This is a genomic window from Streptomyces scabiei 87.22 (genome assembly GCF_000091305.1).
Lineage (GTDB): Bacteria > Actinomycetota > Actinomycetes > Streptomycetales > Streptomycetaceae > Streptomyces > Streptomyces scabiei.
Map to the genome: position 1 here is coordinate 8,016,062 of NC_013929.1, position 25,598 is coordinate 8,041,659.

The window sequence follows — 25,598 nt, forward strand, 5'->3', positions numbered from 1 at the left end:
GCCGAGGGGAGGCGCGGCATGAGCCTCTTCCGCCGCGAGGACCTCCACTCGCTCGCCGCTCCCTACGCGCTCGACGCCCTGGACCCCGACGAGCGGCGCCGCTTCGAGCGCCACCTGGAGGGCTGCGACCGCTGCCCCGCCGAGGTGCGCGCCCTGTCCGAGGACGCCGTGCGCCTCGCCTGGTCGACGGCCGCCCCGGCGCCGGCGGCGATGCGCGACCGGGTCTTCGCCGCCGTCCGCAACACCCCCCAGGAGAACCGGTCCTGGAGCGCGCAGCCCGCGCGGCCGCAGCATCTGCCGCGTCATGTGTGGGGGACCGAGCCGCCGCCGAAGTCGCGCGCCCGTGCGCCCCGTCTGCGCTCTTGGCTCGTTCCGCTGGCCACCGTCACGGCCGCCGCCGCGCTCGTGGTGGCCTCCCTCTTCGCCGTCCAGGCCGACCGCACCCGGGACGAACTGGCCTCCGAGCAGGCGCGGGCCAGTGAGATCGCCCACGTTCTCGCCGCGCCGGACGTCCGGGCGAGCAGCGACCGGGACGCGGAGGGACATGCGATCGGAGTGATCGCTTCCGCGGAGGAGGGGAGCGCGGTCGTGACCCTCAGCGGATTCGAGGGCCTCCCGAAGAACCGGGTGCACCAGCTCTGGCTCATGCGCCCCGACGTGCAACCACGCTCCCTGGGGCTCTTCGTCGGCGACACGCCCTTGGTCGCGGACGGAATGAACACCGACGCGACGTCACTCGCGGTGACCGTCGAGCCCGACGGTGGGTCAGCGCAGCCCACCGGCCAGCCGGTTGTCCAACTCGCCCTGGAATCGGTCGGATTCGGAGAGTAGTCAACAACCCCCTTACGGGGTAGAGGAATAGCGGGGCCGTGATTCCCCAGTGCTCCAACGGGGCGATATGGTTACGCTGCCCGGGCCGGGTGGACTCGTACGGGTGGGGAGTGACATGGAACAGATAGCAGTGCGTAGGGCGCGAGTCCCTGCGATCACGTGCGGGAGCACCGCGACCAGTTCGCGGCTCGACCGCCATCTCTCGGTGCTGAGCGGCCCCGCCGTGCCGCAGCGCGAGGCGGCCGAGGCGACCTCGCTGATGCGGGAGCTGACGTCACGTTCCCCGCAGGAGCGCAGCAGCCGCAAGGACACACGCGTCGGCCGCGTCTCGCTGTTCGCCCCGCTGAAGAGGCTGCGCCGCTCGCTGTTCGGCAGTCGCTAGCCCCTCCTCGCACCTCAAGGGCCTTTTCCGCAGAGGCCCGCGTTCAGGCGACCACACCGTCCCGGCGCAACGCTGCGATCTCTTCGTCCGTCATCCCCGCGGCACGGAGCAGCGAACCGGTGTGCTCCCCGAGCGCGGGCACCGCTCCCATCCGCGCCTCGTCCCCGCCCGGCAGCGTGATGGGCGGCAGCAGTGACCTGAGCGGACCCACCGGTGACGCCACATCGCGCCACCGGTTCCGGGCCGCCAGCTGAGGGTGCTCCGCCACCTCCGTGAGGTCCCTCAGCCGCGCACAGGCGATCCCCGCCGCCTCCAGGCGCTCCAGGGCCGTGTCGGTGTCCAGTGCCCCGAGCGCCGTCGCGACCAGCTCGTCCGTACGCTCCCGTCGCCCGACCCGCGCCGGATTCGTCGCGAACGCCGGGTCGTCGGCCAACTCCGGCTGCCCCAGCACCTGTTCGGCGAGCCGCCGCCACTCCCGGTCGTTCTGCACGGACAGCAGCACGCGCCCGCCGTCGGCCGTCGCGTAGGCGTCGTACGGCGCGATCACCGCGTGCCCGAGCCCCGTGCGCGCCGGCGCGGTCCCGCCGTGCAGGGTGTGGTGCAGCGGATGCCCCATCCACTCCGCAAGCGCCTCCAGCATCGACACCTCCACCGGCCCGCCCCGCCCGGTCGTCCCCCGCCGCACGAGCGCCGCCAGCACCCCCGAGAACGCGTACATCCCGGCGGCGATGTCCGCCGCCGGGATGCCCGCCTTCACCGGCTGCTCCGGTGTCCCCGTCACCGACACCAGACCGGCCTCGCACTGCACGAGCATGTCGTACGCCCGCTTGTCCGCGTACGGCCCCGACGCCCCGTACCCCGAGATGTCCACCGCGATCAGCCGGGGATGCGCCGCGCACAGCGTGGCCGCGTCCAGGCCGAGCCGGGCGGCGGCGCCCTGCGCGAGGTTCTGCACGAACACGTCCGCGTCCGCCACCAGTCGCGTGACGACGGCCAGGCCCCGCGGGTCCTTCAGATCCACTGCCAGGGACTCCTTGCCCCGGTTGCACCACACGAAGTGCGAGGCCAGGCCCCGGGCGGCGGTGTCGTAGCCGCGGGCGAAGTCACCGCCGTCCACCCGCTCGACCTTGATCACCCGCGCCCCCAGGTCGGCGAGCTGCCGGGTGGCGAAGGGCGCGGCGACGGCCTGCTCGACGGCGACGACGGTGATGCCGTCCAGGGGCAGCGGATCGCGGGGGAGTGGGCTCATGCCGTGGATCATGTCCCCGCGGGGGCGCCGTTGTCATCAGGCGTGCCGCGTCTCACGTGCCCCGGGGCCCGGCCGCGTAGGTGCGGACCGCGAGCGGCACGAACACCGCGAGCAGGACGCCGCACCACAGCAGCGACCCGGCGACCGGGTGGGCGACCGGCCAGGCGGCGCCCTCGGGGACGGGCGCGTTGCCGAAGAGGTCGCGCAGGGCCGTGGCGACCGCGCTGATCGGGTTCCACTCGGCGGCCGTCCGCAGGGGGCCCGGCAGACCCTCGGCCGGGATGTACGCGGTGGACAGCAGCGGCAGCAGGAACGTCGCCCCGCCCAGCTGTCCGGCCGCCTCCTCGTTGCGGGTCAGCAGGCCCAGGAAGATGCCCGTCCACACGGCGGCGAACCGGAACAGCAGCAACAGTCCGAACGCCCCCACCGCCGCCGGGGCGCTCCCCTCCACGCGCCAGCCCACCGCGAGCCCGACCAGCAGGAACAGCACCGTACCGGCGGCCGTGACGAGCACGTCGGCCAGCGCCTGCCCGAGCGGCACGGCGGCCCTGCTCATCGGCAGGGCGCGGAAGCGGTCCATCACGCCCCGGTGGGTGTCCCGGGCGGCCTCGAACATGCCGGTCATGATCCCGCCGGCGGCCGTCGCCACCAGCAGGCCGGGCACGAGGAACCGCCGGTACTCCTCGCCCGGCACCGCGAGCGCGCTGCCGAAGACGTAGCCGAAGAACAGCAGCATCGACACGGGCATGGTCTGCGTGAGGATCAGCAGTCCCGGGTTGTTCCGCAGCCGCCGCAGCTGCCGGCCCAGCATCGCCGTGCCGTCGTACGCCAACGCGTTCACGCGGCACGCTCCTTGTGGTCGGCGAGGCTCAGGTCCGGGCCCTGCGTGAGGCGCAGGAACACGTCGTCGAGGGTCGGCGGGCGCAGGCTGACGTCCAGCAACGGCACGCCCGCCGCGTCGAGTTCGCGCACCAGGCGGGGGAGCGTGAGCGTCGGGTCGAGGGTGACCACACCGACCGCGTGCCGCTCGTCGTCGAACGACGGGCACGCGCCGGTGAGTTGGTCGAGGACGGCCGCCGCCCGGGGCATCGCGCCCGCGTGGGCGACGACGGCCTCCGCGTACGAGCCGACGAGCGCCTTCAGCTCGGGCGGTGAGCCGCTGTGCGCGATCCGGCCCCGGTCCATCAGCACGATCCGGTCGGCCAGCTGGTCGGCCTCCTCCAGGTACTGCGTGGTGAGCAGCACGGTCGTCCCCTCCTCCCGCAGGTCGCGCACGGCGTCCCGGATCCGGTTGCGGCTGACCGGGTCCAGCCCGGTGGTGGGCTCGTCCAGGAAGAGCACCGCCGGACGCCGGATCAGACTGGCCGCCAGATCCAGCCGGCGGCGCATACCGCCCGAGTAGGTGGAGACCGGACGGTCGGCGGCCTCGGTCAGGCCGAAGCGGTCGATGAGGTCGCCCGCGCGGCCCGCCGGGTCGCGGACCCGGTGCAGCCGCGCGAACAGCCGCAGGTTCTGCCGCCCGGTCAGATCGCCGTCCACCGACGCGTACTGCCCCGTCACGCCGATCGCCCGCCGGACCGCGCCCGGCTCCCGCACCAGGTCGTGACCCGCGATCCGCGCCGAGCCCGCGTCCGGCCGCAGCAGCGTCGTCAGCAGCCGTACGGCCGTGGTCTTGCCCGCCCCGTTCGGGCCGAGCATCCCGACCACGGTGCCCGCCGCCACGGCCAGATCGAGGCCGCGCACGGCACGGACGTCTCCGAAGCGCTTCTCCAGCCCTTCACTAAGTACAGCGTACGTAGTTGTCATGGGGTGACCATAGCGCACTACGTACGCCGTACGTAACTAGGATGGTGACCGAGGTGATGATCGATGGCTGGCCGAGCGGACGAACCCGCGGTGATCTGGGCGCGCCCCGAGCGCACCGGCCGGGGCCCCAGACCCGCGTTCACGCGCGCGGACATCGCGGCGGCCGCTGTCCGGCTCGCCGACGGGGGCGGTCTCGACGCGGTGTCCATGCGCCACGTCGCGGCCGAACTGGGCTGCGGCACGATGTCGCTGTACAACTACGTCCCCCGCAAGGAGGACCTGTACGAGCTGATGGTCGACGCGGTCGGCGGCGAACACGAGCTGTGGGAGCCCGGCGACGACTGGCGGGCCGAGATGCGGCGGGTGGCGTACCAGACCCGCGATCTGCTGCGCCGGCACCCGTGGATGCCCCGGCTGATGTCGCCGGTCTACGGGTTCAGCCCCCAGGCGATGCGGTACCTGGAGCACTGCCTCGCCTGCATGGACCCGCTCGACGCGCCCTACGGGACGAAGATGCAGCTCCTGGGCATGCTGAACGGGTGCGTGACGACCTATGTGGCGAACGAGCTGGCGACGGCCGAGCGCGCGCGGTCGCTGCCGTGGTCGGAGGACCGGGAGAACGAGATCCGGATCGCGTACCTCGGGACGCAGATCGCGAGCGGCGCCTATCCCCGCCTGGCGGCGGCGTTCATGGAGGACCCGGGGCCGATCGATCTGGAGGCCGTGTTCGGGTGGATGGTGGAGAAGGTCCTGGATTCGTTCGCGCCCCGGGGCCTGCCGTAGCGCGGCCCTAAAGCAGCGTGAACTGGCCCTCCGGGCCCTCCTCCCGGTGGTCCAGGACCGAGGCGGGCCTGCGGGCCGGCTCCGGGACCGGGAGCACGCCGGCCTCCCGCAGGTCCGCGGCCGTGACCGGCCGGCCGGCCGTCAACTCCTCCGGCGCGGGGCGCACTTCCGTCAGCAGCGCCAGCACCGTGATCAGCTCCAGCAGCTCCGACGTCCAGGTCTGCGGCCAGGTCGTCGGGCGGATCGCCTCCAGCGTGCCCGGCTCCCCCTGTTCCGTTCTGCGGGCCAGCCACTCCTCCAGCACCCGGACACCGCCGACGTGGAGGTCCCAGGCGTCGGACGGGACGGGGGAGATGCGGCCCTCGTCGACGAAGAGGGTCTCCTCCTCGCGGTCGTAGCGGATCTCCACGGGCCGGGCGGGCAGCGGCGCGCGCACATACGGGCGGCGGCCGCCCGGGAGCTTGGGACGGTCGCCGTCGCGGCGCATCAGCCGCAGGGCCCGCCGGCCCAGCTCCACGCCGTGGGACCAGACCTCCGGTTCGGCGGGCAGCGGAACCCCGAGGCCGTGCGGCCCGGAGCGTGCGGCGACCAGGATCCAGGCGAGGACGTCCACGGGGTCGAGGGGGCCGGTGCCCAGCCGCCCGCCGAGGTACTCGGGCAGGCCCGGCGCGAGGTTCGGCTCGACGGCCCCCGGGCGGCGGTACAGCGGACGGACACGGCCGGCGCGCGGGCCGTGCGCCGGGGCGAGCGGCAGGACGCCCGACGCGAGGAGCACGGGGCCGGACGTGTCCGGGGCGGCCGTCTGCTCGACCACGAAGACCTGCCGTTCGTCCGCCACCCGCCACAGCTCGGGCCGGGCGGCGTCGATCAGCCGGTGGTCGGGGATGAGCCACTGCTCGTCGAACGGGGCGGCGAGGACCCGGACCGGCTCGGCGCAGGGGCCCGACTCGCGGGCCAGCCGGCCGGTGCCGCCGGACCGGCCCGGCAGCTGGGCCACGGCCGAGGCCGGGGTACGGGAGCGGGTGGGGGCGAACAGGGCCTCGCGGTCCGGGCCCTCCGCCTTCATCAGCGCGTCCCAGCGGGCCTTCAGGGAGGCCGTGTCCGGGGCCGCCGGCCACCCCCGGCCCAGCCGTGGCGGTGCGACCGACCACGGCATGAGGTCCGCGAGGAGCGGGGTGTCGTCGAGCGTCACGGGGGGCATCGTACGACCTGGTCCTCCGGGTCAGTGGGCGTCGAGGGTGACCGTGAACGAGAAGCGGTCGCCGCGGTAGTGGATGACCGCCACGTCGAGGACGCGGCCGGAGTCGTCGTAGGTGACACCCGTGTAATGGAGGATCGGGCTGAGCAGGGGGACCTGGAGGAGGCGGGCCGTCTCCGGGTCGGCGATGCGCGCCTCGACGGTGTCGGTGATCCGGCCGATGGCCACGCCCACGACATCGCGCAGGACCTTCGTCATGGGCCAGCGGAGCAGGTCGTCGCGGTCGATGCGGGCGGCCAGCTCAGGACGGACGTAGTTGCGGGCGTGGTTGGTGGGCTCGCCCGTCTTCTCGTCGCCGCGCAGCCGGTGGTACGTGGCGACCTCGGTCAAGTCCGGAAAGTACTCGGCGAGTTCACCCGACAGGGGGGTGCTGCCCTGGTCCAGCAGCTCGGTCGTCATGCCCGACTGCTGGGCCACGATCGCGTCCACCGAACCGAGCAGGCGCACCGGCGAGCCCCGCCGGGCGCTCGGCTCGATGAACGTGCCGCGCCGGCGGTGCCGGGTGATCAGCCCCTCGTCCTCCAGCTCCTTCAGCGCCTGCCGCATGGTCAGCACGCTCACCCCGTAGTGCCCGGCCAGCTGCTCCTCGGTCGGCAGCCGCAGGGGGTCCTGGGGCGACCGGCCGAGTATCGAGGCACGCAGGGACTGCGACACCTGATACCAGAGCGGCAGTTTGCGGTTCAGGACGATCGAGTCCGGAGCGAATGAGGTCACGACGCTATCCGTACCCGGCGCGACACGTTCAGTGCAACGGGCCGAAGTGGCGCTGGAGCCCGGACCACACGTCGTCGTACCCCTGCTGCAGGTGTTCCGCGCTGGCCGCCTGCCCGGTCACGAGGATCGGCCAGCGCGTCTCGAACATGAAGGCGAGGCCGTCGTCGACCCGCTGCGGCTCCAGCTCCGCCGCGCTCGCCCGGTCGAAGGTCTCCCGGTCCGGTCCGTGCGCCGACATCATGCTGTGCAGCGAGCCGCCCCCGGGCACGAAACCCCCTTCCCCGGCCGTCTTCGCGTCGTACGCGCCCTCGATCAGGCCCATGTACTCGCTCATCACGTTCCGGTGGAAGTACGGCGGCCGGAACGTGTCCTCACCGACCAGCCAGCGCGGCGCGAAGACGACGAAGTCCACCCCGGCCAGCCCGGGGGTGTCGCTCGGCGACGTCAGCACCGTGAAGATCGACGGGTCCGGGTGGTCGTACGAGATCGTCCCGATGACGTTGAAACGGCGCAGGTCGTATACGTACGGCGTGTAGTTGCCGTGCCAGGCGACCACGTCGAGGGGGGAGTGGTCGTAGGTGGCCTTCCAGAGGTTGCCGCAGTACTTGTTCACCACCTCCACCGGGCCCTCGGTGTCCTCGTACGCGGCCACCGGTGCCCGGAAGTCGCGGGCGTTCGCCAGGCCGTTGGCGCCGATCGGGCCGAGGTCGGGGAGGCGGAAGGGGGCGCCGTAGTTCTCGCAGACGTACCCGCGGGCGGAGGCGTCGAGGAGGGCGACGCGGAAGCGGACGCCCCGCGGGATCAGGGCGATCTCGCCGGGCTCGGCGTGCAGCAGGCCGAACTCGGTGTGCAGGAGGAGGCCGCCGCGCTCCGGGACGATCAGGAGCTCGCCGTCCGCGTCGCTGAAGACCCGCTCCATCGCGGAATCGGCGTGGTACAGGTGCACGGCCATGCCGGAGCGCTGGGCCGCGTCGCCGTTGCCGCCGAGGGTCCACAGGCCGGCGAGGAAGTCCGTGCCGGCCGGCGGCTCCGGGAGGGGGTTCCAGCGCAGCCGGTTGGGGTCGGGGACGGTCTCGGTGAAAGGGGCCGTCCGCAGGGCGCCGTTGTCCGCACGGGTGAAGGCGGGGTGGGCGGCCGAGGGGCGGATGCGGTAGAGCCAGGAACGGCGGTTGTGGGACCGCGGCTCGGTGAACGCGGTGCCACTGAGCTGCTCCGCGTAGAGCCCGAGCGGGGCGCGCTGGGGGGAGTTGCGGCCGTGCGGCAGGGCGCCGGGGACCGCCTCCGAGGCGTGCTCGTTGCCGAATCCGGTGAGGTACTCCAGTCCCTCGGCCGTCTTCCTCGCGTCCCCGCTCATGCCCGCTCCCTCACCGTTCTCGATTCCTATGCTTCACCGTAGGATTCCGTCGGGGCGGGCGCAAGGGGGCGTCCCAGGGGTGCACCCGGATGCATCGGGTTCTTCGGGTGGAGGGGGGAGAACCGGATCGCCGGGGGATCCGTCCTGTCAGTGCGGTGCTCTAGTCTCCCGGCAGGCCATGGACGCGCGGATGTCCGTGGCCGGTCGTGCGCCACGGCTGAGCGGGAGCGGTGGTACCGGCCGTACTGATATTCGGACAGTTCATCGGACCTCGGCGGAAAGGCATCATGAAGCCCGTGTCCCAGGCGACCTCCCTGCGCCGCGCACCCGTGCAGCGGCGCAGTGCCGAACGACTGACCAGGATCCTCGACGCCTGTGCCGACCTCCTCGACGAGGTGGGCTACGACGCGTTGAGCACCCGTGCCGTGGCCTTGCGCGCGGGGGTGCCCATCGGCTCCGTCTACCGCTTCTTCGGCAACAAGCGCGCGATGGCCGACGCGCTCGCCGAACGCAACCTGGACCGCTTCACCGACCGGGTCACCCGCCGCCTCCGGGACACGGGAGGCCGGGACTGGCGCACCGCGATGGACGCCGTCCTCGACGAGTACCTCGACATGAAGCGCAACGCCCCCGGCTTCGCCCTCATCGACTTCGGCAACCAGATCCCGGTCGGCGGCAGCCGGCAGCAGCCCAACCACCTCGTCGCCGACCGGCTGTCCGAACTGCTCTCCGCCTTCATCGACCGCCCCCCCGACGACGACCTCCGCCGCACGTTCCTCATCGCCGTCGAAACCGCCGACACCCTCGTCCACCTGGCCTTCCGGGTGGCCCCGGAGGGCGACCCGCGGATCATCGAGGAGATGCGGGAACTGCTGCGGGCGTATCTCGCGCGCGTGCTGGACTGACTCACCGCCTCCGCCTCCGCCTCCGCCTCCGCCCCGGACCGCCTGCCCGGCCGACGGCGCCCGCGGCGGCCCGACGGCTTGACCGCTCTCCTGCGCGTGGCGGACCGAACCGTTGGAGTGCCGGCCCGACCGCCGGACCGACAGCCTGCGCGTGCCGGCCCGACCGCCCGCCCGGCGGCTCGCGTGCCGGCCCGGCGGTCTGACCGGTCGCGTGCGCATACGGACCGACCGCTGCGTGCCGGATCGCCCGGCCGACCGACGGCTCGCGTGTCGGACCGTCGGCCCGATTGCCGGACCGCTCTGCCGACCGACGATGCACCTGTCGGCCCGGCCGCCCGGCCGCCCGGCCGCCCGGCCGACGATGCCGCGCCGACCCGACGGCCTGACCGCTCGCCCATGCTCCCGCACCGGCCGCCGACGTGCCGCACCGGCCGCCGAGGTGCCGCACCGGCCGTCGACGTGCCGGGCCGGCCGCCCGACCGTGACGGCTCGCCCGCGAGCCCGCGCCGACCGCCCGTGAGGGCCCCGCACCCGGTGCGGCCCCTGGGGGCGAAGTCGTCCGGTCCACGCCCCTCCGGCCACGGGCGGCAAGGGCCCCGCCCCGAGGCCGGCGGTCTCGCGGATTCTCGGCAAGACCCCGGGGCCCCTCCCCTCGGCGCATACCGGTCGGTATGCTCGGCCTCGGTGCCGTGGGTCTCACCGTCCGCCGTGCCTGTCCGAGCGTCACCGTCGCCGCCGCCCCTTCGGAGGACCCGTGTCCACCACCACCGACTCCCGCACCGCCCTGCGCGTCTGCCCCCTCTGCGAGGCGACCTGCGGCCTCGTCCTCACCATCGAGGGCACCCGGGTGACCAAGGCCCGCGGTGACCGGGACGACGTGTTCAGCAAGGGGTTCATCTGCCCGAAGGGCGCCTCGTTCGGGGCCGCCGACGCGGACCCCGACCGGCTGCGCACGCCGCTGGTCCGCGTGGACGGCGAACTGCGGGAGGCCACCTGGCAGGAGGCGTTCGACGCCGTCGCGGCAGGACTCCGGCCCGTCGTCGAGGCCCACGGCCCCAACGCCGTCGGTATCGTCCTCGGCAACCCGAACGTCCATACGATGGCAGGCGCCCTCTACCCGCCCGCCCTCATCGCCGGGCTCGGCACCCGCAGCCTGTTCAGCGCCTCCACGGTCGACCAGATGCCCAAGCACGTCTCCAGCGGACTGCTCTACGGCGACGCCAACTCCATCCCCGTCCCCGATCTCGACCGCACCGACCACCTGCTGCTCCTCGGCGCCAACCCCCTGGAGTCCAACGGCAGTCTGTGCACCGCCCCCGACTTCCCCGGCAAGCTCAAGGCCCTCAGGGCGCGCGGCGGCACCCTCACCGTCGTCGACCCCCGCACCACCCGTACGGCCAAGCTCGCCGACCGGCACGTGGCGATCCGCCCCGGCACGGACGCGCTGCTGCTCGCCGCGATGGCGCAGGTCCTCTTCGAGGAGGGCCTCGTCGACCTCGGCGACCTCGCCCCGCTGGTGTTGGGAACCGAGGAACTGGCCGCCGCTATAGGGGAGTTCACACCCGAGGCCGTGGCGGAGGCGTGTGACGTCGACGCCGGGACCGTCCGCGCGCTCGCCCGCGAACTGGCCGCCGCGCCCACCGCCGCCGTGTACGGCCGCATCGGCAGCTGCACCGTCCCGCACGGCACCCTCGCCAGCTGGCTCGTGGACGTGCTCAACATCCTCACCGGCAACCTCGACCGGCCCGGCGGCGCCCTCTTCCCGCGGTCCGCGACCGACAAGCCGGCCCGGCCCGCCGGACCCGGCCGCGGCTTCGCGCTGGGCCGCTGGCGCAGCCGGGTCGGCGGCCACCCGGAGGCGAAGGGCGAACTGCCGCTGTCCGCGCTCGCCGAGGAGATCGACACCGCCACTCCCGAGGGCAGCCCGGTCCGCGCCCTCATCACGATCGCGGCCAACCCCGTACTCTCCGCCCCCGACGGCGACCGCCTCGACAAGGCGCTCGACTCCCTGGACTTCATGGTCAGCGTCGACCCCTACCTCGGCGAGACCGCCCGCCACGCCGACGTCGTCCTGCCGCCGCCCCCGCCCTCACAGGCCCCGCACTACGACTTCGCCTTCAACTCCTTCGCCGTGCACAACCAGGTCCGCTACAACCGTGCCGCCGTCCCCCTGGAGGACGGCCGCATGGCCGAGACCGAGATCCTCGCCCGTCTCGTCCTCGCCGCCACCGGCATGCACGGCGCCGACCCCTCCGCCGTGGACGACCTGGTCATCGGCCAGACCCTGGGCAAGGCCGTCAAGGACCCCCACTCACCCGTCCACGGCCGCGACCCGAAGGAACTCGCCGGCCTGCTCACCGGCGACGGCGGCCCCGAGCGCCGCCTCGACATGATGTTGCGCCTCGGCCCGTACGGCGACGGTTTCGGTGCCGACACCGACGGACTGACCCTCGCGAAGGTGCTCGACCACCCGCACGGCATCGACCTCGGCCCGCTGCGGCCGCGCCTGCCGCAGCCGCTGAAGACGGTCAGCGGCCGTATCGAACTGCTGCCCGCGCCGATCGTCGACGATCTGCCGAGGCTCCGCACGGCCCTGCGCGAGCGCCCCGACGGCCTGGTCCTCATCGGCCGCCGGCACCTTCGCTCCAACAACAGCTGGCTGCACAACATCCCCGCCCTCACCGGCGGCACCAACCGCTGCACCCTGCACATCCACCCGGACGACGCCGGCCGCCTCGGGGTCACCGACGGCGACGCCGTACGGATCAAGGGCGCCGGGGGAGAGGTCACCGCACCCGTCGAGGTCACCGACGTCGTACGGCGCGGAGTCGTGAGCCTTCCGCACGGCTGGGGGCACGACCGTCCGGGCACCCGGATGCGGCACGCCGCGATCGACCCCGGTGTGAACGTGAACCAGCTCCTCGACGGGTCCCTGCTGGACCCCCTGTCGGGCAACGCGGTCCTCAACGGCGTCCCCGTGGAGCTGGCCCCCGTCACCGCCCGAGCAGGCGCAACGCTGTGACCAGGAGTTCTGCTCTTATTGCTCGCATGTCAACTCCTTGTTAAGACTTGTGGAGCCGCCCTAACGTCGACGCACCGCCGGTGCCCTGGTGGGAGTTCAAGGGCGAACGTTAGGTATCCACATGCTGACCATCCTCGGCTTCGCCATGATCGCGACCTTCCTGGTCCTGATCATGATGAAGAAGATGTCGCCGATCGCGGCACTCGTACTGATCCCCGCGCTCTTCTGCGTGTTCGTCGGAAAGGGCGCCCATCTCGGCGACTACGTCATCGAGGGGGTGGGCAACCTCGCGCCCACCGCCGCGATGCTGATGTTCGCCATCGTCTACTTCGGCCTGATGATCGACGTCGGTCTCTTCGACCCGATCGTCCGGGGCATCCTGAAGTTCTGCAAGGCCGACCCGCTGCGCATCGTCGTCGGCACGGCCCTGCTCGCCGCCATCGTCTCCCTGGACGGCGACGGCTCGACGACCTTCATGATCACCGTCTCGGCGATGTACCCGCTCTACAAGCGCCTGAAGATGAGCCTGGTCGTGATGACCGGTGTCGCCGCCACCGCCAACGGCGTGATGAACACGCTGCCCTGGGGCGGCCCGACCGCCCGCGCGGCCACCGCGCTCAAGCTGGACGCCGCCGACATCTTCGTCCCGATGATCCCCGCGCTCCTCGTCGGCCTGCTCTTCGTCTTCATCCTCGCCTACTTCCTGGGCCTGCGGGAGCGCAAGCGCCTCGGTGTGCTGAGCCTCGACGAGGTGCTGGAGCAGGAGAAGATCGTCAAGGACGAGGAGACGTCCGGCTCCGAGGAGACCGTGCTCGTCGGCGCCGGCGCCTCCGCCGCGGGAACCGGCTCCGGTGACGACAAGGTCCGTACGGCGAAGACCACCGGCGGCGCGGGTTCCGGCACCGACGCCGACGAGGCCGACGACGACGCGGACGACGTCCGCCTCCAGGGCCTGGACCCCAACCGCCCGACGCTGCGCCCCAAGCTGTACTGGTTCAACGCGCTGCTCACGGTCGCGCTGCTCACCGCCATGATCATGGAGTGGCTGCCGATCCCGGTCCTCTTCCTGCTCGGCGCCGCGCTCGCCCTGACGGTCAACTTCCCCCACATCCCCGACCAGAAGGAACGGCTGGCGGCCCACGCCGACAACGTCCTGAACGTCTCCGGCATGGTCTTCGCCGCCGCCGTCTTCACCGGCGTCCTCCAGGGCACCGGCATGGTGGACTCGATGGCCAAGTGGATCGTCGACGGCATCCCCGGCGGCATGGGCCCGCACATGGCGCTCGTCACCGGCTTCCTGAGCCTGCCGCTCACCTACTTCATGTCCAACGACGGCTTCTACTTCGGTGTCCTCCCGGTCCTCGCCGAGGCGGGTGCCGCCCACGGGGTCTCGCCGCTGGAGATCGCCCGCGCCTCCCTCGTGGGCCAGCCGCTGCACATGTCCAGCCCGCTGGTGCCGGCCGTGTACGTGCTCGTCGGCATGGCGAAGGTCGAGTTCGGCGACCACACGAAGTTCGTGGTGAAGTGGGCGGCGGTGACCTCGCTCATCATCCTCGGCTCCGGTGTGCTGTTCGGCATCATCTGAACCCCGTCGGTCCGACTGCCCCCGTCCGGCGCGTACGCGCCGCGCGCGGGAGGGCACGTCCCCCAGGAGGAACCGCATCGTGAGGCCCGGCAGGAACCGCGGCTGGCTGCTCCGTCTCGTCATCGCCTTCGGCTTCGCGCAGGGGGCGGTGTCGATGGCCCGGCCCGCCGTCTCCTACCGGGCCCTCGCGCTGGGCGCCGACGAGCGCGCCGTCGGTGTGATCGCGGGGGTCTACGCCCTGCTCCCGCTGTTCGCCGCGGTCCCGCTCGGCCGCCGGACCGACCACGGCCGGTGCGGGCCCCTGCTGCCGATCGGTGTCGTGCTCATAGCCGGCGGCTGTGTCCTGAGCGGCCTGGCGAACTCGCTGCCGACGATGGCCGTGTGGAGCGGGGTGATGGGCCTCGGCCACCTCTCCTTCGTGATCGGCGCCCAGTCGCTGGTGGCCCGCCAGTCCGCGCCGCACGAACACGACCGCAACTTCGGTCACTTCACGATCGGCGCGTCCCTCGGCCAACTGGTCGGCCCGATCGCCGCGGGCGCCCTGATCGGCGGCCCGGACATGGCCCGCACGAGCGCCCTGGCCCTGGTGGTCGCGGGCGCCGGGGCCGCGGTCGCGTTCACCTCGCTGTGGCGGATCGAGCGCCCGGTCGAGCCCACGTCCCGTGCCGGGCGGGGGGGCCGGGTGCCCGTACACCGGATCCTGCGCACCCGGGGCGTGCCGGGCGGCATCTTCATCAGCCTGGCCGTGCTGTCGGCGACCGACATCCTCACCGCGTACCTGCCGGTCGTCGGCGAGCACCGGGGCATCGCGCCCTCGGCGATCGGTGTCCTGCTCAGTCTGCGGGCGGCGGCGACCATCGCCTGCCGTCTGGTGATGACACCGATGCTGCGCCTGCTCGGCCGGACCGCCCTGCTCACCGTCACCTGTGTGCTCGGGGCCGTGCTGTGCGCCGGGATCGCGCTGCCGGTGCCGGTGTGGGGACTGGCCCTGATCCTCGCCGCGCTCGGCTTCTGCCTCGGGGTCGGACAGCCGCTGTCCATGACGACGGTGGTGCAGGCCGCTCCGGACGAGGCCCGCTCCACCGCGCTCGCGCTGCGGCTGACGGGGAACCGGCTCGGGCAGGCCGGGGCACCCGCCGCCGCCGGTCTGATCGCCGGTGCGGCCGGTGTGGCCGCGCCGTTCGTGATGCTTGGTGCGCTGCTGCTGGTGTCGGCGGGCATCGCCCTGCGTTCACCGGCCCAGCCGGGACGGGGGAGCGGCGCGCCGGAGGCCGGGACCCGCGAGGGGAGGACGAAGGGGGGCGGGAGGGCTGCCCGGTGCGGCGCCCGCCTGGGCCGGAAGGGGGACATCTGACGGGGCGTCGGGCGCGGCTCCTCCCGCGCCCGGTGGGATGTGACAGAGAGTCAGGCGAAAGAACGATTTGTGTGAAAATCGTCTGACTCGGAGGTTCTGCATGTCCACCTCGTCCCGCCCGCGCCCCGCCGGAGTGCGCGCGAGTGCCGCCACCGTCCTCGCGGCACTCACCGTCACGGGAGCCAGCCTGATCACGGCACCGGCCGCCGTCGCTGCCCCGGGCGACCCCGACGTCGTGATCCACAAGGTGGGCTTCCCGTTCGACAACCAGCGCAACCAGCCGCTGGTCTGCGACTTCTATCTCTCCGCCTTCAACTTCCCCGCGGACCCCACGCCGTCGCAGCGCATCAGCTGGACCATCGACAACCAGCCCCCGGCCCCGCGCACCGACCCCGTCGCCACGGGCGAGATCACGCTCGCCGCCGACGGCACCGGACACAGCACCCCCGTGGCCCCCGAGAACGCGGCGCGGCTTCCCGACGGGGAGTACGTGCTGACCTGGCGGACCATCGGCGGCACGCTGGAGGAAGGGCGCAGGAGCATCACCGTCAACTGCCCGCCCCCCGGCCTCGCCGGTCCCGAGGGTGCCGTCCCGGCGGGCGCCGGAGGTCTCGCCCTGACCCAGGACTTCGCGCCGGTCGCGGGCGCGGCCGCCGTGGGCCTCGCCGCGGCCGGCGGGGTGGTCTACCTGCGGCTGCGCCGTCGCCGCGCCGATGGCGCCGCGTAGACGCCGGCCGAGGCCCTGGTACCGGACGCGCGCCTACCGCCTGGCTCGGACGGTCGTGATGACCACGGTGCTGGTGGTGGGCGGCGTCCACCTGGCGGAGCACAGGGAGCGGGCGACGGCCGCGGAGGCTCCCTCCACCCCGCCCGGCTCCGGGGCGCGCGCCGCGGGGGCGCCCGGCGCACAGCCGCCCCCGTACGTCACGCCCCCGCCACCGGACGAGCCCGCGCACCCCCCGCCTTCCGGCGCGCCCCCGGCCACGACGCCCGACCCGGGCGGGCGCACGACCTTGGCGGGGCGGGCGGGCCGGGCTCCCGCCGATGCGAAGCGGCCCGCCCCCGCCGGCGGGGCGGGCGGGCCGAGCCGGCCCGCCGGGCCCCGTACGCTGCCGCCCTCCCCGGCGCGGACCCTGACCATCCGGTACCTCGGCATCGAGGCACCGGTGACCGGGCTCCGGCTCGACAGCCGGCGACGGCTGCCCGCACCGCCGGACGACAAGCCCACGCTGGTCGGCTGGTACACGCAGGGGCCCGCCCCCGGCGGGCCCGGCACGGCGGTCGTCGTCGGCCACCGGGACACCCGCACCGGCCCCGCCGTCTTCGCCGCGCTGGACATGATCAGGCCCGGCCGGATCGTGGAGGTCCTGCGGGCCGACGGCCGCACCGCCGTCTACACCGTGGACGCCGTGCGGACGTACGAGAAGAGCCGCTTCCCCGACAAGAAGGTGTACGGGCACCGCGGCCGGCCCGAGCTGCGTCTGATCACCTGCGGCGGCACCTACGACCGGCGCAAGGGGTACGCGAGCAACGTCGTCGTCTTCGCCCACCTCACCGCGACCCGGGAGCCCCCTCGGGGGCCGTGAACCCGACGGCGCGGAGCATATGCCCGCACGCCCCCGGCGAACCCCGGGGGCGTACGGGCGCACACACGGCCCGGCACCGGCGCGGCCCACCGATCCGGAACCGGCGGCACCGCTAGAGCTGAACGCATGACCCAGCACTCCAGCCCCACCCGTGCCCGCGTGCCCCTCGGGCTCGCCGTCTGCCTGCTGGCCGTCGCCGCCCCGGCCGCGTACGCCGCCCTCGCCGAGGAAGCCCCCGCCGGTCCCGTGGTCGCCCCGGCGCGCGGGACGCCGTACATCGAGACGCGGCTGTTCTCCGGCACCGAGCGCCCGGGCGGCGGTCCGGCCTTCACCGCGGAGCCGTTCCTCGCGCTCGTCGACCCCGAGGTCACCCCAGGGTTCCTCGATCTCTGAGTCCTGCCTCACGGCCCGGGGCTCTGGTGCCGGAAAACTATCAGGGCTAGTTTTTGGGCGGACGACCATGCCCGCTCGGAAGGCAGCGCGATGAAAGCACACGACGGTATGTACATCGACGGCGCCTGGCGGCCCGCCGCCGGGACCGGCACGATCGAGGTCGTGAACCCGGCCGACGAGCAGGTGATCGACCGGGTGCCGGCGGGCACCGCCGAGGACGTCGACGCCGCCGTACGCGCCGCGCGCGCCGCGCTGCCCGGCTGGGCGGCGACCCCGCCCGCCGCCCGGGGCGCGCTCATCGGCGCGCTGCGCGACGTGCTCGCCGCGCGCCGGCAGGAGATCGCCGAGACGGTGACGGCCGAGCTGGGCGCCCCGCTGCCGTTCTCCCAGCGGGTGCACGCGGACCTGCCGGTCGCGGTCGCCGGCTCGTACGCCGAACTGGCCGCCGGGCACGTCTTCGAGGAGCGGATCGGCAACTCGACCGTCCACCATGAGCCCATCGGCGTCGTCGGCGCGATCACTCCCTGGAACTACCCCCTCCACCAGATCGTGGCCAAGGTCGCCCCGGCTCTCGCCGCCGGCTGCACGGTCGTGCTGAAGCCCGCCGAGGACACCCCGCTCGTGGCGCAGCTCTTCGCCGAGGCCGTCCACGAGGCGGGCGTACCCGCAGGGGTGTTCAACCTGGTCACCGGCCTGGGCCCGGTCGCCGGGCAGGCACTCGCCGAGCACGAGGACGTCGACCTGGTCTCCTTCACCGGCTCCACGGCCGTGGGCCGGAGCATCGCCGCGACCGCCGGGGCCGCCGTCAAGAAGGTGGCGCTGGAGCTCGGCGGCAAGTCCGCCAACGTCATCCTCCCGAGCGCGGACCTGGGCCGGGCGGTCGCCACCGGCGTCGCCAACGTCATGTCCAACTCCGGCCAGACGTGCAGCGCCTGGACCCGCATGCTCGTCCACACCTCCCAGTACGACGAGGCCGTCGGGCTGGCCGCCGAGGCCGCCGCGAAGTACGGCGACCGCATCGGCCCGCTCGTCAGCGCCAGGCAGCGGGAGCGGGTGCGGGGCTACATCGAGAAGGGGGTCGCCGAGGGCGCCCGGCTGGTCGCGGGCGGCCCCGAGTCCCCGCGTGAGCACGGCTGGTACGTCAGCCCCACCGTCCTCGCCGACGTGACGCCGGAGATGACCGTCGCCCAGGAGGAGATCTTCGGCCCGGTCCTGTCGATCCTCCGCTACGGCGACGAGGAGGAGGCCCTGCGCATCGCCAACGGCACGGTGTACGGGCTCGCCGGAGCGGTCTGGGCCGGCGACGACGGCGAGGCCGTGGCCTTCGCTCGCCGGATGGACACCGGCCAGGTCGACATCAACGGCGGACGCTTCAACCCGCTGGCCCCGTTCGGCGGTTACAAGCAGTCGGGCGTGGGACGCGAACTCGGCGCCCATGGCCTGGCGGAGTACCTGCAGACCAAGTCCCTCCAGTTCTGAACCGATCAGTTCCGAGCCGACCGGTTCCGAGCCGACCGGTTCCGAGCCGACCGGTTCCACGCGAACCGTCACCCCCGCGAACGTAGGAGAGTCGTCCCTCATGGCCGTCCGAGCCGCCGTACTGCCCGCCGTCGGTGCCCCGTTGGAGATCACCGGGATCGAACTGCCGGACCCCGGGCCCGGCCGGGTCCGGGTGCGGCTCGCCGCCGCCGGGGTCTGCCACTCCGACCTGTCGCTCTCCGACGGCACCATGCGGGTGCCGGTGCCCGCCGTGCTCGGCCACGAGGGCGCGGGCACGGTCCTCGCGGTCGGCGACGGGGTCACCCATGTCGCGCCCGGCGACGGCGTGGTCCTCAACTGGGCGCCCTCCTGCGGGACATGCCACGCCTGCTCGCTCGGCGAGGTGTGGCTGTGCGCGAACGCGCTGCTCGGCACCGGAGAGGTGTACGCCCGCCGGGCCTCCGACGGCGCGGATCTCCACCCCGGTCTGAACGTGGCCGCCTTCGCGGAGGAGACGGTGGTCGCAGCCGGGTGCGTGCTGCCCGCCCCGGACGGCGTCCCGCTCGCCGACGCGGCCCTGCTCGGCTGTGCCGTCCTCACCGGATACGGCGCCGTCCACCACTCGGCACGGGTCCGCGAGGGCGAGACGGTCGCCGTGTTCGGGGTGGGCGGTGTGGGGCTCGCCGCCCTGCAGGCCGCGCGGATCGCGGGCGCGTCCCGGATCGTCGCCGTGGACGTCTCCCCGGCGAAGGAGGAGCTGGCCCGCGCGGCGGGAGCCACGGACTACGTGATCGCCTCCGAGAACACCGCCCGCGAGATCCGTGGCCTGACCGGCAAGCAGGGGGTCGACGTCGCCGTGGAGTGCGTCGGCCGCGCGGTCACCATCCGCACCGCCTGGGAGTCGACCCGGCGCGGCGGCCGCACCACGGTCGTCGGCATCGGCGGCAAGGACCAGCAGGTCACCTTCAACGCGCTGGAGATCTTCCACTGGGGCCGCACGCTGTCCGGCTGCGTCTACGGCAACTCCGACCCGGCCCGGGACCTCCCGGTCCTCGCGGAGCACATCAGGGCCGGCCGCCTCGACCTGTCCGTCCTGGTGACCGACCGCATCGCCCTGGACGACATCCCGGGGGCCTTCGACAACATGCGGGCGGGCAAGGGTGGCAGGGCCCTGGTGACCTTCTGATCCGGCTGCGGGTGGGCGGGGAACCGCGCGCGCAAGCCCCGCCCACCCGCACCCGCGCCACCCCCGCCCACCCGCACCCGAAGCACCCAACCCCACCCACCCGCACCCGAAGCACCCAACCCCCGCCCGGTAAATCCATCCGCGCACGACCGTTGACCTCCATACCGTCCGGTCAGTACGTTCCCCGGAACGTCCCCGTCCCCACCGGAGTGTGCTCGTATGGACACCGCTCCCGTTTCCTCCCCCACCACCACCTCCCGCCCCCAGAGCCATCGCAGGGTCGCCACCGCCGCGGCACTCGCCTCGGCCGTCGAGTGGTACGACTACTTCGTCTTCGGCATAGCCGCCGCCCTCGTCCTGGGCGATCTCTACTTCCCGGCCGGCAGCTCCTCCGCGGGCGTGCTCGCCGCGTTCGCCGCCTTCGCCGTCGGCTTCCTCGCCCGCCCCCTCGGCGGCATCGTCGCCGGTCACCTCGGTGACAAACGGGGCCGCAAGCCCATGCTGGTGTTGGCCCTCACTCTGATGGGCCTGTCCACCACGGCCATCGGCCTCCTGCCCACGTACGAGACGATCGGGATCGCCGCTCCGGTCCTGCTCGTCCTCCTGCGGGTCGCCCAGGGCGTCGCCGTCGGCGCCCAGTGGGGCGGTGCGATGCTGCTGGCCACCGAGTACGCTCCCGAGGGCAAACGAGGGGTGTACGGCAGCTTCGTCCAGCTCGGCGTCCCCATCGGCGTGGTGAGCGCCAACACGATGTTCCTCGTGGTGGGCGCGACCACCGACGACTCGGCGTTCACGGCCTGGGGCTGGCGCGTGCCCTTCCTGGTCGGCCTGTTCGTCCTCGGCCTCGCCTGGTACATCCACCGTCACGTGGAGGAGACCCCCGAGTTCCGGGCGGCGGAACGGAAACTGGCGGAGCAGGAGAAGGGGGAGAAGACCTCCCCGCTCAGGACGATCCTGCGCGGTCATCTCGGCACGGTCTTCCTGGCCGGCGGCTCCTTCGCCGTGAACACCGCGACGTTCTACATCCTCATCACCGGCGTCCTCGACTACACCACCCGCGAACTCGACATGAAACGCGGCGCGGTCCTCGCGGTGTCGCTCTGCGTCAGCCTCACCCAGCTGGTGCTGATCCCCGCCGCCGCGGCCCTGTCCGACCGGGTCGGCCGGATCCGGATCTACGCGTTCGGCGCGGCCGGCATCGCCCTGTGGGCCGTCCCGCTGTTCCTGCTCATCGACACCGGCTCGCTGCTGTGGCTCGCCGTCGGCACCTTCGTCGCCAGCTGCTTCCTCAGCATCATGTACGGCCCGCAGGCCGCCCTGTTCGCCGAGCTGTTCACCCCGGAGATGCGCTACACGGGCGCGTCCCTCGGCTACCAGATCGCCGCGGTCCTCGGCGGCGGCCTCGCCCCGTTCCTGATGGTCCTGCTCCTGGAGGCCACCGGCACGTCCATGGCGGTCTCCGCGTACATCATCGGGCTCTCGGTCGTCGCCCTCGTGTCGATCAAGATCCTCGCCGGGAGGGCGGGTTCACCGGGGGAGGGCCGGGACGCGGGGGCCTAGCCCCACGCCGACGACCCCCTGGCCTCACGCCGACGGCCCGGGCCGCGGCTCCGGGACGACATCCGGGGCCGCGGTCCCGGCGTCCGGTGCCACCCGCCGCGTACGCGCCCGGGACCGCGACACCGCCACCCCCGCCAGACACAGCGCGCCACCGGCGAGGGTGAGCGGTCCCGGCACCTCGCCCAGCGCCAGCCAGGACATCAGCACGACCAGCGCGGGCACGGCGTACGTGGTCGCGCCCATCCGGCTCGCCGTCGTACGGGCCAGGGCGTACGCCCAGATCGTGAAGGCCAGCGCGGTCGGGAACACGCCCAGGTACACCATGTTCAGGGTCGACGGGAGGGGCGCCGTCGCGGCCTCGCGCACCAGTTGCCCGGCGAACGGCAGACACACCACGGCCCCCACGAGACAGCCGAAGGTGGTCACCTGGAGGGGACTGGCCGCGCCCAGCGCGGGCTTCTGCGCGACGACCCCGGCCGCGTAGGCGACGGCCGCGAGCAGGCACAGGACGACACCCAGGACGGAGGCGCCGCCCTCGCCGGACATCGACAGGCCCACGGCGACCGCCCCCGCGAACGACACCGCCATGCCGGCGAGCAGCCGGGGCGGCATCGGGTCGCCCAGCAGCCGGGCGCCGAGCAGCGCGATGAGAATCGGCCCGATGTTCACGACCAGCGCCGCCGTTCCCGCGTCGACCCGCTGTTCGCCCCAGTTCAGGGCGACCATGTAGAACCCGAACCACAGCACCCCGGAAACGGCGATGCCCCGCCACGCGCTCCGCGGCGGCAGCCCCTCCCCGCGCCACCACCAGATCGCCCCCAGCGCCACCACCCCGGCCAACAGCCGTCCGAGCGCCAGCGCGCCGGGGGAGTACGCCTCTCCGGCGCTGCGGATGGACACGAAGGCCGAGGCCCACAGCACGACGGTGACGGTCGCCGCCCCCGCCGCGAGCAGTTCGACCTTGCGGGTGGGTGCGGGCCGGGAGGTGTTCGCCATGGGTCGAGGCTAGGTGCGGGGACCCTGTCGGGGCTCGCGGTTTTCCGACGCGGGCCCGCGCCGGACGCGGCTCAGGCGTCCCGCCGCCCGGATGCCGCCTCGTACTGCTGCTCCAGCCCGTCCAGCAACGCCCGCAGGCCCACCTCGAACGCCCGCTCGTCGATCTTCTCCTGCTGCTCGGCCAGCAGGTGTGCCTGCCCGAGATGCGGATAGTCGGCCGGGTCGTAGGCGCTCTCGTCGTCCACGAAGCCCCCGGCGAACGACCCGACCGCGGAGCCCATGACGAAGTACCGCATCAGTGCCCCGATGGAGGTGGCCTGCGCCGCCGGCCAGCCCGCCTCGACCATCGCCCCGAACACGACGTCGGCGACCTTCAGCCCGGCGGGCCGCCGTCCGGGCCCCCGCGCGAGGACCGGCACGATGTGCGGATGGTCGCGCAGCGCGGCCCGGTACGAGACCGCCCAGTCGTGCAGCGCGGTCCGCCACGGCCGTCCGTCCTCGAACATCGACAGGTCGACCTGCGCGCTCACCGAGTCGGCGACGGCCTCCAGGATCTGGTCCATGGTGCGGAAGTGGTTGTAGAGCGAGGGTCCGCTCACGCCCAGTTCGGCGGCCAGCCGTCGCGTCGAGACCGCCGCCAGCCCCTCCTCGTCCACCAGTGCCCGCGCCGTCTGAACGATGCGGTCGGTGCTCAGCAGGGGCTTGCGCGGTCTGGCCATGGCGCACATAGTAGGGGCTGCGAGCCTAAAACTAGCAGTGGTAATTTAATGGGTGACGAAAGAGAGGCGGGTCCCGTGAACCTGGAGCTGAGCGAGGAGCAGACCGCCGTACGCCGGCTCGCGCGGGACTTCGTGGAGCGCGAGATCGCCCCGCACGTCATCGCCTGGGACCGGGCGGAGCAGGTCGACCGGGCCCTGGTGAAGAAGCTCGGCGAGGTCGGCTTCCTGGGGCTCACGCTCGACGAGGAGTACGGCGGCTCCGGCGGCGACCATCTCGCGTACTGCCTGGTCACCGAGGAGCTGGGCCGGGGGGACTCCTCCGTGCGGGGGATCGTCTCCGTCTCCCTCGGCCTGGTCGCGAAGACCGTCGCGGCCTGGGGCGACGAGGAGCACAAACGCCGCTGGCTGCCAGGGCTCACGGCGGGGGAGTACGTCGGCTGCTTCGGCCTCACCGAGCCCGGCACCGGCTCCGACGCGGGCAACCTCACCACCCGGGCGGTCCGGGACGGCGGCGACTTCGTCATCAGCGGCACCAAGACGTTCATCACGAACGGCACCTGGGCCGACGTCGTCCTCCTCTTCGCCCGCTCCACCGACGCCCCCGGCCACCAGGGGATCTCGGCCTTCCTCGTCCCCACCGACACCCCCGGCCTGCGCCGCCGGGCCATCCACGGCAAGCTCGGACTGCGCGGCCAGACCACCGCCGAACTGGTGCTGGAAGAGGTCCGCGTCCCCGCCTCCGCCCTGCTCGGGCCGGAGGGCAAGGGCTTCACCGTCGCCATGTCCGCGCTCGCCAAGGGGCGCATGTCGGTCGCGGCGGGCTGCGTCGGCATCGCCCAGGCCGCCCTGGACGCGGCGGTCCGGTACGCGGGGGAGCGCGAGCAGTTCGGCAGGACGATCGCCCACCACCAGCTGGTCCAGGAACTCATCACCGACATCGCCGTCGACGTCGACGCCGCCCGGCTCCTGACCTGGCGTGTCGCCGACCTCGTCGACCGGGGGCAGCCCTTCGCGACCGAGGCCAGCAAGGCCAAGCTCTTCGCCTCCGAGGCCGCCGTCCGCGCGGCGAACAACGCCCTCCAGGTCTTCGGGGGGTACGGCTACATCGACGAGTACCCGGCCGGGAAGCTCCTGCGCGACGCCCGCGTGATGACCCTCTACGAGGGCACCAGCCAGATACAGAAACTGCTCATCGGCCGGGCGCTGACGGGAGTCTCGGCGTTCTGATGCGGGTGTGTTCCGGTCTGGGCGGACCCGGGTCCGCACCGTGCTGAGCAGACCCGGGTGCGCACCGGTCCGCGTGGATCCGGGTCCGCTCCGGTCTGAGTACAAGGGGCCGCTGTCTGAGTATCCCGACGGATGTGGCGGGGGCCACAGCCGCCGGACCATGTCCCCATGAGTGAGACACCGGTCAAGCAGCAGAACACGGCCGCCTTCTACGGCCAGTCCGTCGCGTCCTTCGCCGTCGCCATCACGGCCACCACCGTCGGCATCTACCACCTCGACGCGGACACCTGGGTCCGTGCCTTCCTGGCCGTCGCGGTCCTCTACCTCGTCACCTCCTCCTTCACCCTGGCCAAGGTGATCCGTGACCGGCAGGAGGCCGGGCGCATCGTCAGCCGGGTCGACCAGGCCAGACTGGAGAAGCTCCTCGCGGAGCACGACCCCTTCGAAAAGCTCTGACGCGCCCCGTCCCTGCGTCGGGGCGCGGCCCGTACGGCACCGCCCTGAACGGGCCTTCTAAGCGCCCGCTCACCTTCGACGGTATGGTGGTGACCAGCCATGGGAAGGGGCGCACGAGCGATGAGTACGGCGGAGGAGACGGCGGGCGGCGAGCCGCAGCCGTGGGGCGAGGTCAACCCGGACGCGGCCCGGCGGCTGCTGGTGGCCGCCGTGGAGGCCTTCGCCGAGCGGGGCTACCACGCGACGACGACCCGTGACATCGCGGGCCGCGCGGGCATGAGCCCCGCCGCGCTGTACATCCACTACAAGACGAAGGAAGAGCTGCTCCACCGGATCAGCCGCATCGGGCACGAGAAGGCCCTCGACGTGCTGCGCACGGCGGCCGGGGGCGACGGCAGCCCGGCCGACCGCCTCGCCGAGGCCGTCCGCTCCTTCGTCCGCTGGCACGCGGGGCAGCACACCGTGGCCCGCGTCGTGCAGTACGAGCTGGACGCCCTGGGCCCCGACGCCCGCGCCGAGATCGTCACCCTGCGCCGTCAGAACGACGCGGCCGTGCGCGGCATCATCGAGGACGGCGTCGCCGCCGGTGACTTCGACGTCCCCGACGTCCGGGGCACCACCGTCGCCATCCTCTCCCTCTGCATCGACGTCGCCCGCTGGTTCAACGTCAACGGTTCGCGCACCCCCGACGAGGTCGGTTCCCTCTACGCGGACCTCGTCCTGCGCATGGTGACCGCGCCGAAGTAGCCCGGG

Annotated in this window: 24 protein-coding genes; 16 read left to right on the top strand and 8 right to left on the bottom strand. The window is 73.3% G+C overall.

Features of this window, described 5'->3' with window-relative positions:
• Nucleotides 1–18: 18 nt before the first annotated feature.
• A complete protein-coding gene (locus tag SCAB_RS34670; RefSeq protein WP_013004779.1) occupies nucleotides 19–831 on the top strand; it encodes an anti-sigma factor in 813 nt (270 codons plus the stop codon).
• 115 nt (nucleotides 832–946) lie between these two features.
• Nucleotides 947–1,213, top strand: coding sequence for a hypothetical protein (locus tag SCAB_RS34675; protein WP_037724129.1), 267 nt, complete (start codon nucleotides 947–949; stop codon nucleotides 1,211–1,213).
• A gap of 43 nt (nucleotides 1,214–1,256) precedes the next feature.
• Here SCAB_RS34675 and SCAB_RS34680 read toward each other — a convergent pair whose 3' ends face one another.
• The 3 genes from SCAB_RS34680 to SCAB_RS34690 are packed head-to-tail and all read right to left on the bottom strand — an operon-like array spanning nucleotide 1,257 to nucleotide 4,268.
• On the bottom strand, nucleotides 1,257–2,474 hold the full coding sequence (locus SCAB_RS34680) for a CaiB/BaiF CoA transferase family protein (RefSeq protein WP_013004781.1): 1,218 nt from the start codon (nucleotides 2,472–2,474) through the stop codon (nucleotides 1,257–1,259).
• Between the two features lie 40 nt (nucleotides 2,475–2,514).
• Nucleotides 2,515–3,303, bottom strand: a complete 789-nt coding sequence (locus tag SCAB_RS34685; RefSeq protein WP_013004782.1) for an ABC transporter permease — start codon at nucleotides 3,301–3,303, stop codon at nucleotides 2,515–2,517.
• Complete coding sequence (locus SCAB_RS34690; protein ID WP_013004783.1) at nucleotides 3,300–4,268, bottom strand: daunorubicin resistance protein DrrA family ABC transporter ATP-binding protein; 969 nt, start codon at nucleotides 4,266–4,268, stop codon at nucleotides 3,300–3,302. The genes SCAB_RS34685 and SCAB_RS34690 overlap by 4 nt, the downstream gene beginning before the upstream one ends.
• 63 nt (nucleotides 4,269–4,331) lie before the next feature.
• Between SCAB_RS34690 and SCAB_RS34695 the strand changes: the two genes are divergently transcribed.
• Nucleotides 4,332–5,051 (top strand): TetR/AcrR family transcriptional regulator, encoded by a 720-nt coding sequence (locus SCAB_RS34695; RefSeq protein ID WP_041669996.1) that lies wholly within the window; start codon nucleotides 4,332–4,334, stop codon nucleotides 5,049–5,051.
• 7 nt (nucleotides 5,052–5,058) lie between these two features.
• On the opposite strand, the gene SCAB_RS34700 is transcribed toward SCAB_RS34695, so the two are convergent.
• Genes SCAB_RS34700 through hmgA form a run of 3 tightly spaced genes read right to left on the bottom strand, consistent with a single transcriptional unit; the run spans nucleotide 5,059 to nucleotide 8,377 of the window.
• On the bottom strand, nucleotides 5,059–6,252 hold the full coding sequence (locus SCAB_RS34700; protein WP_041669999.1) for a type ISP restriction/modification enzyme: 1,194 nt from the start codon (nucleotides 6,250–6,252) through the stop codon (nucleotides 5,059–5,061).
• 21 nt (nucleotides 6,253–6,273) lie between these two features.
• Nucleotides 6,274–7,023 carry a GntR family transcriptional regulator gene (locus SCAB_RS34705; protein WP_013004786.1) on the bottom strand — a complete coding sequence of 250 codons (750 nt, stop codon included), beginning with the start codon at nucleotides 7,021–7,023 and terminating at the stop codon, nucleotides 6,274–6,276.
• A 28-nt stretch (nucleotides 7,024–7,051) separates the two neighbouring features.
• Nucleotides 7,052–8,377 carry a homogentisate 1,2-dioxygenase gene (gene hmgA, locus SCAB_RS34710; RefSeq protein WP_013004787.1) on the bottom strand — a complete coding sequence of 442 codons (1,326 nt, stop codon included), beginning with the start codon at nucleotides 8,375–8,377 and terminating at the stop codon, nucleotides 7,052–7,054.
• A 287-nt stretch (nucleotides 8,378–8,664) separates the two neighbouring features.
• On the opposite strand from hmgA, the gene SCAB_RS34715 reads away from it, so the two are divergent.
• The 10 genes from SCAB_RS34715 (at nucleotide 8,665) to SCAB_RS34760 (ending at nucleotide 21,447) form a co-directional block, all read left to right on the top strand.
• Nucleotides 8,665–9,282 carry a TetR/AcrR family transcriptional regulator gene (locus tag SCAB_RS34715; RefSeq protein ID WP_013004788.1) on the top strand — a complete coding sequence of 206 codons (618 nt, stop codon included), beginning with the start codon at nucleotides 8,665–8,667 and terminating at the stop codon, nucleotides 9,280–9,282.
• A gap of 754 nt (nucleotides 9,283–10,036) precedes the next feature.
• Entirely contained in the window at nucleotides 10,037–12,304 is a 2,268-nt protein-coding gene (locus tag SCAB_RS34720; protein ID WP_013004789.1) for a molybdopterin oxidoreductase family protein, read from the top strand.
• A 121-nt stretch (nucleotides 12,305–12,425) separates the two neighbouring features.
• A complete protein-coding gene (locus SCAB_RS34725) occupies nucleotides 12,426–13,889 on the top strand; it encodes a CitMHS family transporter (RefSeq protein WP_013004790.1) in 1,464 nt (487 codons plus the stop codon).
• 79 nt (nucleotides 13,890–13,968) lie between these two features.
• Complete coding sequence (locus SCAB_RS34730) at nucleotides 13,969–15,243, top strand: MFS transporter (RefSeq protein WP_013004791.1); 1,275 nt, start codon at nucleotides 13,969–13,971, stop codon at nucleotides 15,241–15,243.
• Between the two features lie 100 nt (nucleotides 15,244–15,343).
• Nucleotides 15,344–15,970, top strand: a complete 627-nt coding sequence (locus tag SCAB_RS34735) for a hypothetical protein (RefSeq protein ID WP_037724121.1) — start codon at nucleotides 15,344–15,346, stop codon at nucleotides 15,968–15,970.
• A 58-nt stretch (nucleotides 15,971–16,028) separates the two neighbouring features.
• Entirely contained in the window at nucleotides 16,029–16,829 is an 801-nt protein-coding gene (locus SCAB_RS34740; protein ID WP_041670000.1) for a class F sortase, read from the top strand.
• Between the two features lie 126 nt (nucleotides 16,830–16,955).
• Nucleotides 16,956–17,222: a hypothetical protein gene (locus SCAB_RS34745; protein WP_013004794.1), complete on the top strand. Its 267-nt coding sequence runs from the start codon at nucleotides 16,956–16,958 to the stop codon at nucleotides 17,220–17,222.
• Between the two features lie 90 nt (nucleotides 17,223–17,312).
• On the top strand, nucleotides 17,313–18,701 hold the full coding sequence (locus SCAB_RS34750) for an aldehyde dehydrogenase family protein (protein WP_041670003.1): 1,389 nt from the start codon (nucleotides 17,313–17,315) through the stop codon (nucleotides 18,699–18,701).
• Between the two features lie 100 nt (nucleotides 18,702–18,801).
• Nucleotides 18,802–19,887: a Zn-dependent alcohol dehydrogenase gene (locus SCAB_RS34755; protein ID WP_013004796.1), complete on the top strand. Its 1,086-nt coding sequence runs from the start codon at nucleotides 18,802–18,804 to the stop codon at nucleotides 19,885–19,887.
• 219 nt (nucleotides 19,888–20,106) lie between these two features.
• Complete coding sequence (locus SCAB_RS34760; RefSeq protein WP_013004797.1) at nucleotides 20,107–21,447, top strand: MFS transporter; 1,341 nt, start codon at nucleotides 20,107–20,109, stop codon at nucleotides 21,445–21,447.
• A 24-nt stretch (nucleotides 21,448–21,471) separates the two neighbouring features.
• On the opposite strand, the gene SCAB_RS34765 is transcribed toward SCAB_RS34760, so the two are convergent.
• Complete coding sequence (locus SCAB_RS34765; protein ID WP_013004798.1) at nucleotides 21,472–22,443, bottom strand: DMT family transporter; 972 nt, start codon at nucleotides 22,441–22,443, stop codon at nucleotides 21,472–21,474.
• Nucleotides 22,444–22,514: 71 nt separating this feature from the next.
• Nucleotides 22,515–23,162 carry a TetR/AcrR family transcriptional regulator gene (locus SCAB_RS34770; RefSeq protein ID WP_013004799.1) on the bottom strand — a complete coding sequence of 216 codons (648 nt, stop codon included), beginning with the start codon at nucleotides 23,160–23,162 and terminating at the stop codon, nucleotides 22,515–22,517.
• Nucleotides 23,163–23,237: 75 nt separating this feature from the next.
• Here SCAB_RS34770 and SCAB_RS34775 point away from each other — a divergent pair, with 75 nt between their 5' ends.
• The 3 genes from SCAB_RS34775 (at nucleotide 23,238) to SCAB_RS34785 (ending at nucleotide 25,592) form a co-directional block, all read left to right on the top strand.
• The gene (locus tag SCAB_RS34775; RefSeq protein ID WP_013004800.1) at nucleotides 23,238–24,389 is read left to right on the top strand and encodes an acyl-CoA dehydrogenase family protein; all 1,152 of its coding nucleotides are present in this window, start codon (nucleotides 23,238–23,240) and stop codon (nucleotides 24,387–24,389) included.
• 168 nt (nucleotides 24,390–24,557) lie between these two features.
• Complete coding sequence (locus SCAB_RS34780) at nucleotides 24,558–24,845, top strand: YiaA/YiaB family inner membrane protein (RefSeq protein WP_013004801.1); 288 nt, start codon at nucleotides 24,558–24,560, stop codon at nucleotides 24,843–24,845.
• A gap of 120 nt (nucleotides 24,846–24,965) precedes the next feature.
• Nucleotides 24,966–25,592, top strand: coding sequence for a TetR/AcrR family transcriptional regulator (locus SCAB_RS34785; protein WP_013004802.1), 627 nt, complete (start codon nucleotides 24,966–24,968; stop codon nucleotides 25,590–25,592).
• The last annotated feature ends 6 nt before the right edge of the window (nucleotides 25,593–25,598 follow it).